Source organism: Cellulomonas sp. URHD0024, from assembly GCF_000426185.1.
Taxonomy (GTDB): Bacteria; Actinomycetota; Actinomycetes; order Actinomycetales; family Cellulomonadaceae; genus Cellulomonas.
In genome coordinates, this window is the sequence record NZ_KE384505.1 from 183035 (window position 1) to 197000 (window position 13966).

The 13966-nt window shown below is 71.1% G+C and carries 16 protein-coding genes; 13 read left to right on the top strand and 3 right to left on the bottom strand.

Annotated elements, in window-relative coordinates; translation table 11 throughout:
- Positions 1-76: 76 nt before the first annotated feature.
- The 3 genes from I847_RS0117065 (at position 77) to I847_RS0117075 (ending at position 2990) form a co-directional block, all read left to right on the top strand.
- The gene (locus I847_RS0117065; RefSeq protein WP_196804602.1) at positions 77-823 is read left to right on the top strand and encodes an Ig-like domain-containing protein; all 747 of its coding nucleotides are present in this window, start codon (positions 77-79) and stop codon (positions 821-823) included.
- A 78-nt stretch (positions 824-901) separates the two neighbouring features.
- Positions 902-2206, top strand: coding sequence for a glycosyltransferase (locus I847_RS0117070; RefSeq protein WP_034611067.1), 1305 nt, complete (start codon positions 902-904; stop codon positions 2204-2206).
- A gap of 43 nt (positions 2207-2249) precedes the next feature.
- Positions 2250-2990: a phosphoglyceromutase gene (locus I847_RS0117075; RefSeq protein WP_028050649.1), complete on the top strand. Its 741-nt coding sequence runs from the start codon at positions 2250-2252 to the stop codon at positions 2988-2990.
- Positions 2991-3440: 450 nt separating this feature from the next.
- Here I847_RS0117075 and phoU read toward each other — a convergent pair whose 3' ends face one another.
- On the bottom strand, positions 3441-4106 hold the full coding sequence (gene phoU / locus I847_RS0117080; protein WP_028050650.1) for a phosphate signaling complex protein PhoU: 666 nt from the start codon (positions 4104-4106) through the stop codon (positions 3441-3443).
- Positions 4107-4235: 129 nt separating this feature from the next.
- Positions 4236-4460, bottom strand: coding sequence for a hypothetical protein (locus I847_RS0117085; RefSeq protein WP_028050651.1), 225 nt, complete (start codon positions 4458-4460; stop codon positions 4236-4238).
- Between the two features lie 162 nt (positions 4461-4622).
- Here I847_RS0117085 and I847_RS0117090 point away from each other — a divergent pair, with 162 nt between their 5' ends.
- The 7 genes from I847_RS0117090 (at position 4623) to pstB (ending at position 11364) form a co-directional block, all read left to right on the top strand.
- Positions 4623-5105 carry a DUF1269 domain-containing protein gene (locus I847_RS0117090; RefSeq protein ID WP_028050652.1) on the top strand — a complete coding sequence of 161 codons (483 nt, stop codon included), beginning with the start codon at positions 4623-4625 and terminating at the stop codon, positions 5103-5105.
- Positions 5106-5214: 109 nt separating this feature from the next.
- Positions 5215-6426 carry a cell wall metabolism sensor histidine kinase WalK gene (locus tag I847_RS24540; RefSeq protein WP_034610806.1) on the top strand — a complete coding sequence of 404 codons (1212 nt, stop codon included), beginning with the start codon at positions 5215-5217 and terminating at the stop codon, positions 6424-6426.
- Entirely contained in the window at positions 6423-7154 is a 732-nt protein-coding gene (locus tag I847_RS0117100) for a response regulator transcription factor (RefSeq protein ID WP_028050653.1), read from the top strand. Before I847_RS24540 ends, I847_RS0117100 begins: the two co-directional genes overlap by 4 nt.
- Before the next feature lie 253 nt (positions 7155-7407).
- Positions 7408-8520, top strand: a complete 1113-nt coding sequence (locus I847_RS0117105; protein ID WP_028050654.1) for a phosphate ABC transporter substrate-binding protein PstS — start codon at positions 7408-7410, stop codon at positions 8518-8520.
- Positions 8521-8628: 108 nt separating this feature from the next.
- The gene (pstC, locus tag I847_RS0117110; protein ID WP_028050655.1) at positions 8629-9612 is read left to right on the top strand and encodes a phosphate ABC transporter permease subunit PstC; all 984 of its coding nucleotides are present in this window, start codon (positions 8629-8631) and stop codon (positions 9610-9612) included.
- A gap of 1 nt (position 9613) precedes the next feature.
- Positions 9614-10564 (top strand): phosphate ABC transporter permease PstA, encoded by a 951-nt coding sequence (gene pstA / locus I847_RS0117115; protein WP_028050656.1) that lies wholly within the window; start codon positions 9614-9616, stop codon positions 10562-10564.
- Between the two features lie 20 nt (positions 10565-10584).
- Positions 10585-11364 carry a phosphate ABC transporter ATP-binding protein PstB gene (pstB, locus tag I847_RS0117120; protein WP_028050657.1) on the top strand — a complete coding sequence of 260 codons (780 nt, stop codon included), beginning with the start codon at positions 10585-10587 and terminating at the stop codon, positions 11362-11364.
- A gap of 84 nt (positions 11365-11448) precedes the next feature.
- On the opposite strand, the gene I847_RS0117125 is transcribed toward pstB, so the two are convergent.
- Positions 11449-11967, bottom strand: coding sequence for a hypothetical protein (locus I847_RS0117125; protein ID WP_028050658.1), 519 nt, complete (start codon positions 11965-11967; stop codon positions 11449-11451).
- A gap of 244 nt (positions 11968-12211) precedes the next feature.
- On the opposite strand from I847_RS0117125, the gene I847_RS0117130 reads away from it, so the two are divergent.
- Genes I847_RS0117130 through ispF form a run of 3 tightly spaced genes read left to right on the top strand, consistent with a single transcriptional unit; the run spans position 12212 to position 13962 of the window.
- Positions 12212-12694, top strand: coding sequence for a CarD family transcriptional regulator (locus tag I847_RS0117130; RefSeq protein ID WP_013769765.1), 483 nt, complete (start codon positions 12212-12214; stop codon positions 12692-12694).
- 6 nt (positions 12695-12700) lie between these two features.
- The gene (gene ispD / locus I847_RS0117135) at positions 12701-13432 is read left to right on the top strand and encodes a 2-C-methyl-D-erythritol 4-phosphate cytidylyltransferase (RefSeq protein WP_028050659.1); all 732 of its coding nucleotides are present in this window, start codon (positions 12701-12703) and stop codon (positions 13430-13432) included.
- Positions 13432-13962 carry a 2-C-methyl-D-erythritol 2,4-cyclodiphosphate synthase gene (gene ispF / locus I847_RS26340; protein ID WP_028050660.1) on the top strand — a complete coding sequence of 177 codons (531 nt, stop codon included), beginning with the start codon at positions 13432-13434 and terminating at the stop codon, positions 13960-13962. Before ispD ends, ispF begins: the two co-directional genes overlap by 1 nt.
- The last annotated feature ends 4 nt before the right edge of the window (positions 13963-13966 follow it).

Here is a 13966-nt window from a genome sequence, read left to right on the forward strand (position 1 = left end):
CTGGGCGACGGGGCCCTCGGCGACATCGCGGCGCCGGCTGCGCGACGGAGCGCGGTCGTGTCACGAGGGAGTGGCCGTGCGCCGTGCCGATCGTCCGAACCGGGTCCCCGCGAGCCTCGCCGCTCTCGCACTGGTCGTACCGCTGTCCCTGTTCGCGCTCGCGCCGCCCCCGGTCACCGAGGTGGCGCACGCCCGGGTGGCCGAGGACGTTCGCGGGTCCGCCGAACCCGAGCTGTCCGCCGCCGAGCCGGTGGCCTCGGCGACGGCGCTCTCGCTCTCGTCGGGCGTCACCGTGTTCGGGCTGCCGGTCTCCGCGCGGGTCACGGTGACCGCGCCCGGGGCGACGCCGTCCGGCGAGGTCGAGGTCCTCGTCGACGGGACGGCCGTCGGGCGCGGCCGGCTGGGCGCGGACGGCACCGTGCGGGTGCCGCTCCCCGCGACGGTCGAGGTGGGGCGGCACAGCGTCACCGCCGGCTACACGGGTGGTCCGGCGGTCGTCCCGTCGTCGACCGCAGCCCGCACCCTGACGGTCACCAGGACGCTCCCCACGGTGCGCACCGACGGCACCGACTGGTCGGTCGGTCGGTCGAAGCCGAAGGCCATCCGCATCCAGGTCACCGGGTTCGCGGGCGTCCCGCCGACGGGGACGGTCGTCGTGTGGGTCAACGGTGTGCGCAAGGGCTCGGCGATCCTCGACCGGTTCGGCCAGGCCGATGTCCGGCTCGCGAGCTCGACGAAGAACTCTGTCGTCGTGGTCACCTATGCCGGTGATGCGACGTTCGTGCCGTGGGCCGCGTCGCCGCACCTGCTCATCGTGAGGTGACGCCCGGATTCTTCAGGGAGAATGGAGGCCGACCAGTCCCTGACAGGAGCCTTCGTGACCCTCGCACCCCGCGTCGCCATGCTCTCGGTGCACACGTCGCCTCTCGAGCAGCCGGGAACCGGTGACGCGGGCGGCATGAACGTCTACGTGCTGGAGCTCTCCCGGGCGCTCGCCGGGCGAGGCGCGCGCGTCGAGATCTTCACGCGCGCCACGTCGTCGGACCAGGCGGAGACCGTCACGCTGCCCGGCCTCGACGCTGCCGGTCGGCCGTTGTCCCGGGCGCAGGAGCGCGAGGTCCTGCTTGCCGACGACGTCGAGGCGGGCGTGGTCCCGCCGATCCTGGTCCACCACGTTCCCGCCGGCCCGTTCGAACGGCTCGACAAGAACGACCTGCCTGGCGTGCTGTGCGGGATGGCCGCGGGTGTCCTGCGCTCGGAGGCCGCGCGCCGGCCCGGCTGGTACGACGTGGTGCACTCGCACTACTGGCTGTCGGGGCAGGTGGGCGCGATCGCGGCGGACCGGTGGGAGGTCCCGCTCGTGCACACCGCGCACACGCTGGCCCGCGTGAAGAACGCGTCCCTGGCGCCGGGCGACGTGCCCGAGCCGAACGTGCGCGTCATCGGCGAGGAGCAGGTGGTCGCCGACGCGCACGCCCTCGTGGCCAGCACGCCCGTCGAGGCCGAGGAGCTGGTCGAGCTCTACGGTGCCGACCCCGACCGTGTGCACGTCGTCGAGCCCGGGGTGGACCTGGACCGCTTCGTGCCGGGGGACCGGTCGGCGGCCCGCCGGTCGCTCGGCCTGCCGCCCGACCGGCAGATCGTGCTGTTCGCCGGCCGTGTCCAGGCGCTCAAGGCGCCGGACGTGCTGGTCAGGGCGCTCGGGGTGCTCAAGGTGACCGGCCGGCCCGTCCCGCTGCTCGTCGTGCTGGGTGGCCCGTCGGGACGGACGACCGCCGTGCGGGAGCTGCTCGCGCTCGCCTCGATGACCGGGGTTGCCGACGACGTGATCATGCACCCGCCCGCCGACCGCGACACCCTCGCCCGGTGGTACCACGCGGCCGACGTCGTCGCGATGCCGTCGCGCAGCGAGTCGTTCGGGCTGGTCGCCGCCGAGGCGCAGGCCAGCGGGATCCCCGTCGTCGCCGCCTGTGTCGGTGGCCTGCGCACGATCGTCGACCACGACGTCTCCGGCAGGCTCGTTCGGGGCCACGATCCCGCCGTCTGGGCGGACGTGCTCTCCGAGGTGCTCGCCTCCGACGACCTGCGCCAGGCGTACGCGGTCGGTGCGCGTCAGGTCGCCGAGCGGTTCGGCTGGTCGACCACGGCGGACCAGATGCTCAAGGTGTACTCGGTGGCCGGCGAGATCCGGGCGTCCAGGGTCTGATAGCCCTGCTCACCCCTCGTGGCTCTGCGGCAGGATGGCAGCCATGACCTACACCCTCGTGCTGCTCCGCCACGGCGAGAGCGAGTGGAATGCAAAGAACCTGTTCACCGGCTGGGTCGACGTGGCCCTGTCCGAGAAGGGTGTCGAGGAAGCCAAGCGCGGCGGCACCCTGCTGACCGACGCGGGTGTGCTGCCCGACGTCGTGCACACGTCGCTCCTGCGGCGGGCGATCACGACCGCCAACCTGGCGCTGGACGCCGCCGACCGGCACTGGATCCCCGTGAAGCGCTCCTGGCGTCTGAACGAGCGGCACTACGGCGCCCTGCAGGGCAAGGACAAGAAGCAGACGCTCGACGAGTACGGCGAGGAGCAGTTCATGCTCTGGCGCCGTTCGTACGACTTCCCGCCGCCGGACATCGAGCTGGGCTCGGAGTTCTCGCAGGACAGCGACCCGCGCTACGCCGGGGAGCCGATCCCGCGCGCCGAGGCCCTCGAGCAGGTGCTCGTCCGTGCGCTGCCGTACTGGGAGTCGGACATCGTCCCCGACCTGAAGTCCGGCAAGACCGTGCTGGTCGCGGCCCACGGCAACTCGATCCGCGCCCTGGTCAAGCACCTGGACAACGTGGACGACGCGACGATCGCCGGGATCAACATCCCGACGGGCATCCCGCTGCTCTACACGATCGACGAGACGACCCTCAAGCCCACCAACGCCGGCGGCACGTACCTCGACCCCGACGCCGCGGCCGAGGCGATCAAGGCCGTAGCCAACCAGGGCCGCTGACCCTCCGCAACGTCCGCCCTCGTGGGGCCTATAACGCCCACTTGTGCGGACGTTGCACTTTGCGCACTAGCGACGTCCGCCCATGTGGGGCCTATAGCGCCCACGTGTGCGGACGTCGCGGTTTCCGCACTAGTGGCTTCCGCACTAGTGGTTTCCGCACTAGTGGCGTCCCCCCATGTCGGGCCTATAGCGCCCACTTGTGCGGACGTTGCGGTTTGCGCACGAGTGGCGTCCGCACTCGTGGGGGCTGTAGCGCCCACGAGTGCGGACGTTGCGTTGTGGGGGGGGGATCCTGGATCTCGACGACGAGAGAGAGCGGCAGCTCCCTCAGGAGCTGCCGCTCTCGTCGGCCGGTCGCGCGTCCCCCTCAGAACGCGCGACCGGCCCGCCCAGAGACACCACGGGCGACCGATCGGCCCGCGCGACAGACGCGCCAACCGACCGGAGGTCTCAGCCGACCGTCTGGTCGAGCTCCTGGCGTCCGGCGCCGGTCACCAGGTAGGTCACGCGCCGCGCGACGGAGACCCCGTGGTCCCCGAAGCGCTCGTAGTACCGGCCGAGCAGGGTGACGTCGATGGTCTCCTGCGTGGTCCCGGCCCACGAACCGCCCAGCAGGGCGGCGAACGTGTCCTCGTGCAGCTCGTCGAGAAGGTCGTCGTCCTGCTCGATGCTCTCCGCGAGCAAGACCTCACGGCTGTTCAGCAGGGTCGTGGTGCGACGCGCCACCCGCACGGCGGCGTCGTGCATCTCGGCGAACGTGCCGGACAGTGCGTGCGGCACGGCGTGCCGGGGGTAGCGCCCACGCGCGACCTGCGCGACGTGCCGAGCCAGGTCGCCCATCCGCTCGAGCGTGGCGCTCATGCGCAGGGCCGAGACGATGATCCGCAGGTCGGTGGCGACGGGCTGCTGCTGGGCGAGCAGGAGGACGCACCGCTCGTCGAGGTCGCGCTCCATGGCGTCGATGTCCAGGTCGTCTGCGATGACCGTCTCCGCCAGCGCGAGGTCGGCGGTCAGGAGCGCGATACCCGCGTTCGTGATGGCGTGCTCGACCTTGCCGCTCATCGCCGCCAGGTCCTCGCCGAGCTGATGCAGCTCGGCGTCGAAGATGTCCCGCATGTGCTCCCTCTCGTGCCGCGCAGGCAGGCGCCCCGCGGGGTCAGATTCGCATCGGCAGATGAACGGAGGGTCCCACCAAGATGAACGCACGGAGACCGTTGCGTAGGACTCCCGCACTTTCGGGCGGAATCAGGATCCCACGTCGATGTCCGGAACGATCGCCATCTCGGTCACCGGAAGGTCGAGATCGTTCAGCAGCGTGACCAGTCCGGTCAGGGCGGCGGTGTCGGGCAGGCGGCAGGACAGCACCGTGTCCGCGCCCACGCGGGCGCTGACGATGTCGTAGGAGCTCAGCCGGGCGGCCTGCAGGTCGACGACGGCCGCGGTTCCGGCGATGCGGATGTGGTAGAGCACGGGACCCCCATGGGGTACGAGCCTCCAGCCTCGCGCGCCTTGCCCGTGCACGAATCGCCCGGCCGGGGTGAGATACCACTAGCACCGGCGGAGTCATCCGTCGCGGGTGAGCCGGTCGGCACCGCAGGGCCGTCGGGAAGGCACCAACCGAAGGGATCCGCGATGACCACGTTCACCGCTTGGAAGTTCGACACCGCCGACGGCGCCCAGAAGGCCGCCGAGGCGTTGCAGGGTGCCGCGACGGACCACCTGGTCAAGATCGTGGACCACGCCGTGATCAGCTGGCCGGACGGCGCGACCAAGCCGGACATGCACCACTCGCACGAGGACAAGTGGCGCGGCACGGGCTGGGGCGCGTTCTGGGGGATCCTGTTCGGCGGACTGTTCTTCGTCCCGCTGCTCGGCGCGGCCGTGGGTGCGGCGGCCGGCGCGATCAGCAAGGCGATCGCGGCGGTCGGGATCGACGACGCGCAGCTCGCCACGATCCGCGAGCAGATCACGCCCGGGACGTCGCTGCTGTGCGCGGTCACGGAGGAGGGTGACCTCGACCGGCTGGGCGAACGGTTCCACGGGCTGCACTGGACGCTCGTCGAGACGAACCTCACCGAGGCGGAGCGCTCGGTCCTGATGGAGACGTTCGGCTGACGGGCGTGAACGCCCGGTGAACGCTCGACGGCAGGACGGGCCGGCGGGGCGTCGCGGGCGGGGTGCACGCCGGAACCCGCCCTAGGGTTGTGGTGTGGATGTACATGGGATGAGCCTGCTGCTGGCCGGCGGGCTCGGCGTGCTGGTCGGCGTCGTGGCGACGCTGGCCTTCCGCTGGAGCGAGCACGCACAGAAGGGCCCGCTGCCGTCGACCCCCGAACCGGACCTCGACGAGGGCCTCGTCCGCACGCTCGCCGTGCTGCGTTCCGCCGCGGTGGTCCTGGACGAGGCGGACCACGTGGTGCGGGCGAGCGCTCCGGCCCACGCGCTCGGGATCGTGCGTGAGGGCCGCATCGCCCCGGCGGCGATCCGGGACCTGATCGCCGCAGTCCGTCGCGACGGCGTGATCCGCGACGAGGAGCTCGAGGTGCCGCGCGGGCCGGTGGGTCCCGGCGTCCTGCTCGTCCAGGTCCGGGTGGCGCACGTGAGCGGGAGGCATCTGGTGGTCCTCGCCGAGGACCTGACGCAGGCCCGCCGCCTGGAGGCGATCCGACGGGACTTCGTCGTCAACATCTCGCACGAGCTCAAGACGCCCGTCGGTGCGCTGTCCCTGCTGGCCGAGACCGTGCAGGACGCGGCCGACGACCCGGACGCCGTGCGACGGTTCGCGGGTCGGATGCAGGCCGAGGCGACCCGGCTGTCGGCTCTGGTGCACGAGATCATCGAGCTGTCGCGGCTGCAGGTCGCGGGCGCGCTGGGTGAGGCCGGGCTCGTGGACGTGGACGCGGTGCTGTCGGAGGCCGTCGAACGCGCCCGCACGACCGCCGAGGCCAAGCGCGTCCGGCTCGACATCGGCGGCGTGCGCGGCACCACCGTGCTGGGCCAGCACGAGCTGTTGGTCACCGCCGTCCGCAACCTGCTGGACAACGCGGTCGCGTACTCGGGGGCCGCCTCGCACGTCGGCGTCGGTGTCCGGCTCGTCGACGACCTCGTCGAGATCGCGGTGGTCGACGAGGGGATCGGCATCAGCGCGGCCGAGCAGGAGCGCGTCTTCGAACGGTTCTACCGGGTCGACCCGGCCCGCTCCCGGGACACGGGCGGCACGGGGCTGGGTCTGTCCATCGTCAAGCACGTCGCTGCCGACCACGGGGGCGACGTCACGGTGTGGTCGCAGCCCGGACGCGGGTCCACGTTCACGCTCCGCCTCCCGCGAGCCGAGAGCGCGGCCGTGACCGACGCGCCGGAGAATCAGCTCGAACCCTCGATCCCCGACCAGCCAGCAAGCCCCGAAGGAGCACCAGTGCGCAGGAGCGCCTCATGACCCGGATCCTGCTCGTCGAGGACGAGGAGTCCTACCGGGACCCGCTGACGTACCAGCTCGAGCGTGAGGGTTTCGACGTCGTGACCGCCGCGACCGGCACCGATGCGCTGCTGCGGTTCGAGGAGCTCGGCGCGGACCTGGTGCTGCTCGACCTGATGCTCCCGGGTCTGCCTGGGACCGAGGTGTGCCGCCGGTTGCGGCTGGTCAGCGACGTGCCGGTCATCATGCTCACCGCCAAGGACGACGAGATCGACAAGGTGGTCGGCCTCGAGCTCGGCGCCGACGACTACGTCACCAAGCCCTACTCGTCGCGCGAGCTGCTCGCGCGCGTGCGGGCCGTGCTGCGTCGGCGGGCGGCCGCCTCCGTGACGGTCGGCGCCCCGCCCGCGGCGCCGCTGGCGGATCCGGAGGACGACGAGCTGCTCGCCGCCGGGCCGGTCCGCATGGACGTGGAGCGGCACACGGTCCGGGTCCGCGGCGAGCTCGTCGCGTTCCCGCTCAAGGAGTTCGAGCTGCTGGAGATGCTCCTGCGCAACGCCGGTCGCGTGCTGACGCGCGGCCAGCTGATCGACCGGATCTGGGGTTCGGACTACGTCGGTGACACCAAGACCCTCGACGTCCACGTGAAGCGGATCCGCGCCCGCATCGAGAACGACCCCGGGAACCCGGAGCTGGTGCTGACCGTGCGCGGGCTCGGCTACAAGTTCACGGACGACGTCGAGGACTGACGACGCACGACGGAGCCCCCTTCCCGTGAACCTCACGCGGTGGGGGCTTCGTCGTTTCCGTTCTCCGTCGGCTGTGGTGAAATCGGGACGACCAGGGCGAGCGAGGGCACGACGACGTGCTCGTGACGAATAACCGTCGGCCACCGTTCACCTGGGGTTCACCCGAACCCGTCCGGACGGTCACGTCCGCTTCCTACCGTCAGCCTCGCCGCGCACACACCCGGTGCGCGCACGAACGACAGGACGGACCACAGTGAAGCTTCCCCTCCACGGCCGCATCGGGGCGGTTGCCCTCGCCGGCGCACTCGCCCTCACCCTCTCGGCCTGCGGATCGGACAACGCTACCGAGACTCCCGCCGCGACAGGCGGCGCCTCCGAGGCCCCCGCCTCGACCTTGAGCGGCTCGCTGAACGGCGGCGGCTCGAGCGCGCAGGAGAAGGCCCAGCAGGCCTGGGTCGCCGGGTTCCAGACCGCCAACCCCGACACGACGATCAACTACACGACGTCCGACTCGGGTGCAGGCCGCAAGGGCTTCCTCGACGGCTCGCTCGACTTCGCCGGCTCGGACAGCGCGCTCAACGCGGACGAGATCGCCCAGGCGGCCACCCGCTGCACCGGCGGCGCGGGCATCGACCTGCCCGTCTACGTCAGCCCGATCGCCGTCGCGTTCAACATCGACGGCGTCACCGAGCTGAAGCTCAGCCCCGACGTCGTCGCCAAGATCTTCAACGGCGCCATCACCCAGTGGGACGATGCCGCGATCACCGGGCTGAACCCGGGCGCGAAGCTCTCCGGCCCGATCCAGGTGGTGCACCGCTCCGACGACTCGGGCACGTCCAAGAACTTCCAGGACTACCTGTCCAAGACCGCCCCGTCCGTGTGGACCTACCCGGTCTCCAACACCTGGCCCGCCCAGGTCGGGCAGGGCGCGAACGGCACGTCCGGCGTCGTCCAGACGATCCAGGCGGCGCCCGGCACGATCGGCTACGCGGACGCCTCCGCGGTCGGCACCCTCGGCAAGGTCTCGCTCGGCGTCGGCAGCGAGTTCAACGCTCCGACGGCCGACGGCGCCGCCGCGACTGTCGCCGCATCGCCCCGTGACACCACCCGCGCCGACGGGGATATCGTCGTGAACATCGACCGCACCACCACGGCGACGGGCGCCTACCCGGCGATCCTCGTGTCCTACCTGGTCGTCTGCAACACGTACCCCGCGGACAAGGCCGACCTGATCAAGGGCTACGCCACCTACGCGGCGAGCTCCGACGGCCAGTCGAAGGCGGCCACCGCGGCCGGCTCGGCGCCGATCCCCGACGCGCTGGCCACGGACGTCGCGGCCTCGATCCAGGCGATCAAGGCCAGCTGAGCAGTCAGTTCGCACCGCCTCGTCCGGTGACCGCTCAGCGGTCACCGGACGGTGGCGCTCTCCCACAGTTCTGACAGGAGACATCCGTTGGCTTCGCCTACGACAGCGATGACCCCGCCGGTCGCGCCGGTCCGCACCCCGCAGAAGAGGTCGCGTACGACCGACCGGGGTCTGGACCGCGGCTTCCGGTACCTCGCCGTGTGGTCGGGGATCCTCATCCTGGCGGTCCTCGCGTCCGTCGCGATCTTCCTGATCATCGAGGCGCTGCCCGCCCTGAAGAACCCGGACCTCGCGTCGGTCGTCCCGTGGATCCCGGCGGGTGGCAACCTGTGGTCCGTCGTCGGGCCGCTGATCTTCGGCACCATCCTCGCGGCTATCGTCTCGCTCGTCCTGGCGGTGCCGGTGGCGGTCGGGGTTGCGCTGTTCATCTCGCACTACGCGCCCCGACGGCTGGCCTCGGTCCTCGGGTACGTCGTGGACCTGCTGGCCGCCATCCCGTCGGTCGTGTACGGCTTGTGGGGCGTGATGGTGCTGGCGCCCAAGGTGCAGCCCGTGTGGCAGTTCCTGGTCGACTACTTCGGCTGGATCCCGCTGTTCGCCGGTGACGCCAACGGGAACGCGTCGAACCCGCCCCGCGTGCTCATGACCACCTCTCTCGTCCTCGCCGTGATGATCCTGCCGATCATCACCGCGGTCAGCCGGGAGGTGTTCCTGCAGACTCCGCGGCTGCACGAGGAGGCGGCGCTGGCCCTGGGCGCGACGCGTTGGGAGCTCGTCCGCATGGCGGTCCTGCCGTTCGGACGCTCGGGCGTGACGTCCGCCGCGATGCTCGGCCTGGGCCGCGCCCTCGGCGAGACGATGGCCGTGCTGATGATCCTGTCGCCCGGGATCCTCTACTCGTTCAAGATCCTGGTCGCGAGCCAGCAGCAGACGATCGCCGGCAACATCGCGGCGAAGTTCAACGACGCCAACGACATCGGCCGCTCGACGCTCATCGCGACCGGCCTGGCGCTGTTCGTGATCACCCTGCTCGTCAACCTGGCCGCCCGCGCGATCATCGCGCGCAACAAGGAATTCTCGGGGGCGAACTGACATGGCGACCGCAGAGCTCACTCCCGAGGCGTCCTCCCTGCGCGACACGCTGACCCAGGTCGACGGTGGCCGCAGGCGCAAGGACCGGTTCATGACGGGGCTGATCTGGGGCGCCTTCGGGCTCGCCCTGATCCCGCTCGTCTCGCTGGTCTGGAGCGTGCTGGCCAACGGCCTCGAGCGCTTCAACATGTACTTCCTGACGCACTCGATGCGCAACGTGTACGGCGGGATGGACGCCGGTGGCGTCTACCACGCGCTGCTCGGCACGATCCTGATCACGGCGATGACCGTGGTCATCTCGGTGCCGATCGGCATCATCACGTCGATCTACCTCGTCGAGTACGGCAAGGGACCGCTGGCGCGGGCGGTGACGTTCTTCGTCGACGTCATGACCGGCATCCCGTCGATCGTCGCCGGTCTGTTCGCGTTCTCGCTGTTCTACCTGCTCTTCGGTCCGCAGTCGATGAGCGGGCTCACCGGCGCCGTGGCCCTGTCGGTCCTCATGATCCCCGTGGTGATCCGCTCGACGGAGGAGATGCTGCGGCTCGTGCCCAACGAGCTGCGCGAGGCGTCGTTCGCTCTCGGGGTGCCGAAGTGGCTCACGATCATCCGCATCGTGCTGCGCACGGCGATCGCCGGCATCACGACGGGCGTGATGATCGCGATCGCCCGCGTGATCGGGGAGACGGCGCCGCTGCTCATCACGGTGGGCGCCACGGACTCGATCAACCGCGACCCCTTCCACGGCAACATGATGACGTTGCCGGTGTACGTCTACCGGCAGTACGCCGCGGGACTTGTGCCATGCGCCCCCGGTGCGACAGATTGCATCGCGACGATCAATTACGACCGGGCATGGAGCGCAGCACTCGTGCTGATCCTGTTCGTCATGCTGCTCAACCTTCTGGCGCGCGGCGTGAGCCGCTGGTTCGCGCCCAAGACCCGGGCCTGAGCCCCACAAGGAGATCGACCATGGCACAGCGAATTGACGTCAAGGACCTCAACATCTACTACAGCGACTTCCTCGCCGTGGCGGGCGTCGAGATGTCCGTGGAGCCTCGCTCCGTCACGGCGTTCATCGGCCCGTCGGGCTGCGGGAAGTCGACCTTCCTGCGCACGCTCAACCGCATGCACGAGGTCATCCCCGGCGCACACGTGCAGGGGTCCGTCGCGATGGACGGCATCGACCTCTACGGCGCGGACGTCGACCCCGTCGCGGTCCGCCGGCAGGTGGGCATGGTGTTCCAGCGCCCCAACCCGTTCCCGACGATGTCGATCGCGGACAACGTGCTGGCCGGCATCAAGCTGAACAACAAGCGCATCTCCAAGAGCGACGCCGCCGACGTGGTGGAGCGCTCCCTGAAGAGCGCCAACCTCTGGAACGAGGTCAAGGACCGCCTGAACAAGCCGGGCTCGGGGCTCTCCGGCGGCCAGCAGCAGCGCCTGTGCATCGCCCGTGCGATCGCGGTCAAGCCGCAGGTCCTGCTCATGGACGAGCCGTGCTCGGCCCTCGACCCGATCTCGACCCTCGCCATCGAGGACCTGATCTCGGAGCTGAAGAACGACTACACGATCGTCATCGTCACGCACAACATGCAGCAGGCGGCGCGCGTCTCGGACCGCACGGCGTTCTTCAACCTGCTGGCGACCGGCCAGCCGGGCCGCCTGGTCGAGATCGACGAGACGTCGACGATCTTCTCCTCGCCGCGCGAGCAGGCGACGGAGGACTACATCTCCGGCCGCTTCGGCTGAGCGGACCCGACGCCGGCCCGGTCCGGCCAGGCGCGACGAACGGGCCGGTCCCCCTGGGGACCGGCCCGTTCGTCGTACGGCGTGCTAGCTCGTCGACGACGGCGACGGTGTCGGCACCGAGCTGGCGTAGTCGGAGCCGTCGAGGATGGGCACGTCCAGCTCGACGCTGCCCGCGTCCGTCGTCGCGACCGTCACGGTCACGACGGCGCCCGGAGGTTCGGGTATCGACTCGAAGACGACCTCGACGTTCGTGTCGGTGTTGCCGCCGGGGGCGTCGAGCAGCACGGTCTGGCCGGCGGGCACCCCGACCGTCTGGTCGTCGGTGCCGAGCGTGATCGTCACGGTCTGGTCCTTGGCGCTCGTGTTCTGGAGCGCACCGAGTAGGGCACCGGGCTCGCCCTTGGCCTTGGAGGCGACGAGGAAGTTGAGCGCCTTGACCTGGCCGATCTCGGCGCTCACGCCGTCGGAGGAGTCGTACTCGTTCTCCGTCGTCATGGGGTTGGTGGCCGAGCAGCCCGTGAGCGTCAGGGCGGCGGCGATACCGGCGACGGCCAGGCCGGTCGCGGCACGGAGCCGGCGGGTGCGGGGGCGGGGCGAGGTCACGGTGACTCCTGGGGGCGTCGGGGCGTGCGTGGCGCGCGCCCCTGACCGACGGGGTGAGGCGCGGGCGGTGGTGGCGCAAGCCTAGCCCGGGACCGACGCTCGGCGAGTCCTGCGGCTGCCGTGTGAGCGAGGTCATCGGCGGCCGCGTGACCTGCGGGGACGGGGGCCAGCGCCAGGTAACCGCCCGGCAAAGCGCCAATTTCGCCGTGATAAGATACCCCTCTGCGAAAGGGGACACCTGCAGATGACTTTCACTGTTGGGGAGACCGTTGTCTATCCGCACCACGGTGCGGCATTGATCGAAGAGATCAAGACCAGGACCATCCGCGGAGAGGACAAGATCTACCTCAAGCTCAAGGTCGCTCAGGGAGACCTCACCATCGAGGTTCCCGCTGAGAACGTGGACCTGGTGGGCGTGCGTGACGTCGTCGGACAGGAAGGTCTGGACCGCGTGTTCGAGGTGCTCCGCGCCCCGTACACCGAGGAGCCGACCAACTGGTCCCGTCGCTACAAGGCAAACCTCGAGAAGCTCGCGTCGGGCGACGTCATCAAGGTGGCAGAGGTCGTCCGCGACCTGTCCCGCCGTGACGCCGACCGTGGCCTGTCCGCGGGCGAGAAGCGCATGCTCGCCAAGGCCCGCCAGATCCTCGTCTCGGAGCTCGCACTCGCCGAGCACACCGAAGAGGAGAAGGCCGAAGCGATCCTCGACGAGGTCCTGGCGTCCTGACGCCAGGTGACCGTTGCTGCTGTCCTGACTGCCGCCGGGAGCGGTAGCAGGTTGGGTCATCCCCTCCCGAAGGCACTGGTGCCGCTGGGTGGGAAGTCGCTCGTCGTGCATGCCGCCAGGAACCTCCTGGCGGCGCGCGCGGCGGGCGATCAGCATGTCCGGGCGCTCGTGGTCACGGCGCCCGCCGAGCACGTAGCGGCATTGTCCGAGGAGCTGCTCGCGGCTCTGTCCGACGAGCTCGGCCGCGTCGACGTCGTCGTCGTCGCCGGCGGCCCGACCCGGCAGGCCTCCGTCGCCGCGGGCCTCGGAGCGCTGTCCGACGAGTTCGGCGTCGTCCTCGTGCACGACGCCGCACGCCCGCTCGCGCCCGCGTCGCTGGTCGCCCGCGTGATCGACGCCGTCCTCGACGGCCATCCCGCCGTCGTGCCGGGGCTGCCCGTCGTCGACACGGTCAAGCGGGTGCAGACCGGGGGACCGGTGGAGCTCGTGCTGGCGACGGTTCCCCGCGTCGACCTGCGGGCCGTGCAGACGCCCCAGGGGTTCAGGCGCGAGCTGTTGCTCAGGGCGCACGCGGAGTTCGCCTCGGGTGCCCTCGACGAGGCGACGGCCGCATCCGACGACGCCGGCCTCGTCGAGCGGCTCGGGGAGCCGGTCTGGGTCGTCGCGGGCGACGAGCGGGCCGCCAAGATCACCACACCACGCGACCTCGCGATCGCGACCCTGCTGCTGGAGGACTGATGGCCACGGAGGCTCCTTCGCCCGGCGCTGCACCCGGCCCGCGCGGTCTGCCCCGCACGGGGATCGGGATCGACGTGCACGCGTACGCGGCGGACCCTGTGCCCGGCGCCGTCCTGCACCTCGCTGGCCTCGCCTGGCCCGGTGAGCGGCCCCTGGAGGGCCATTCGGACGCCGACGTGGCGGCGCACGCCTGCGCGGACGCGCTCCTGTCGGCGGCCGGCCTGGGTGACCTCGGGTCGAACTTCGGGACGTCCGAGCCGCAGTGGGCCGGCGCCGCCGGTGCGGTGCTGCTGGCGGAGGCGGCCTCGCGGGTGCGGGCTGCCGGGTTCGTCGTCGGGAACGTCGCCGTGCAGGTGATCGGGAACAGGCCGCGACTGGGTCAGCGGCGGGCTGAGGCCGAGGCGGCACTGTCGGCGGCCGCCGGGGCACCCGTGAGCGTGTCCGCGACCACGACCGACGGGCTCGGGCTCACCGGCCGCGGGCAGGGCGTCGCGGCGATCGCCACCGCGCTCGTGGTGGCCGCAGACTGATCCG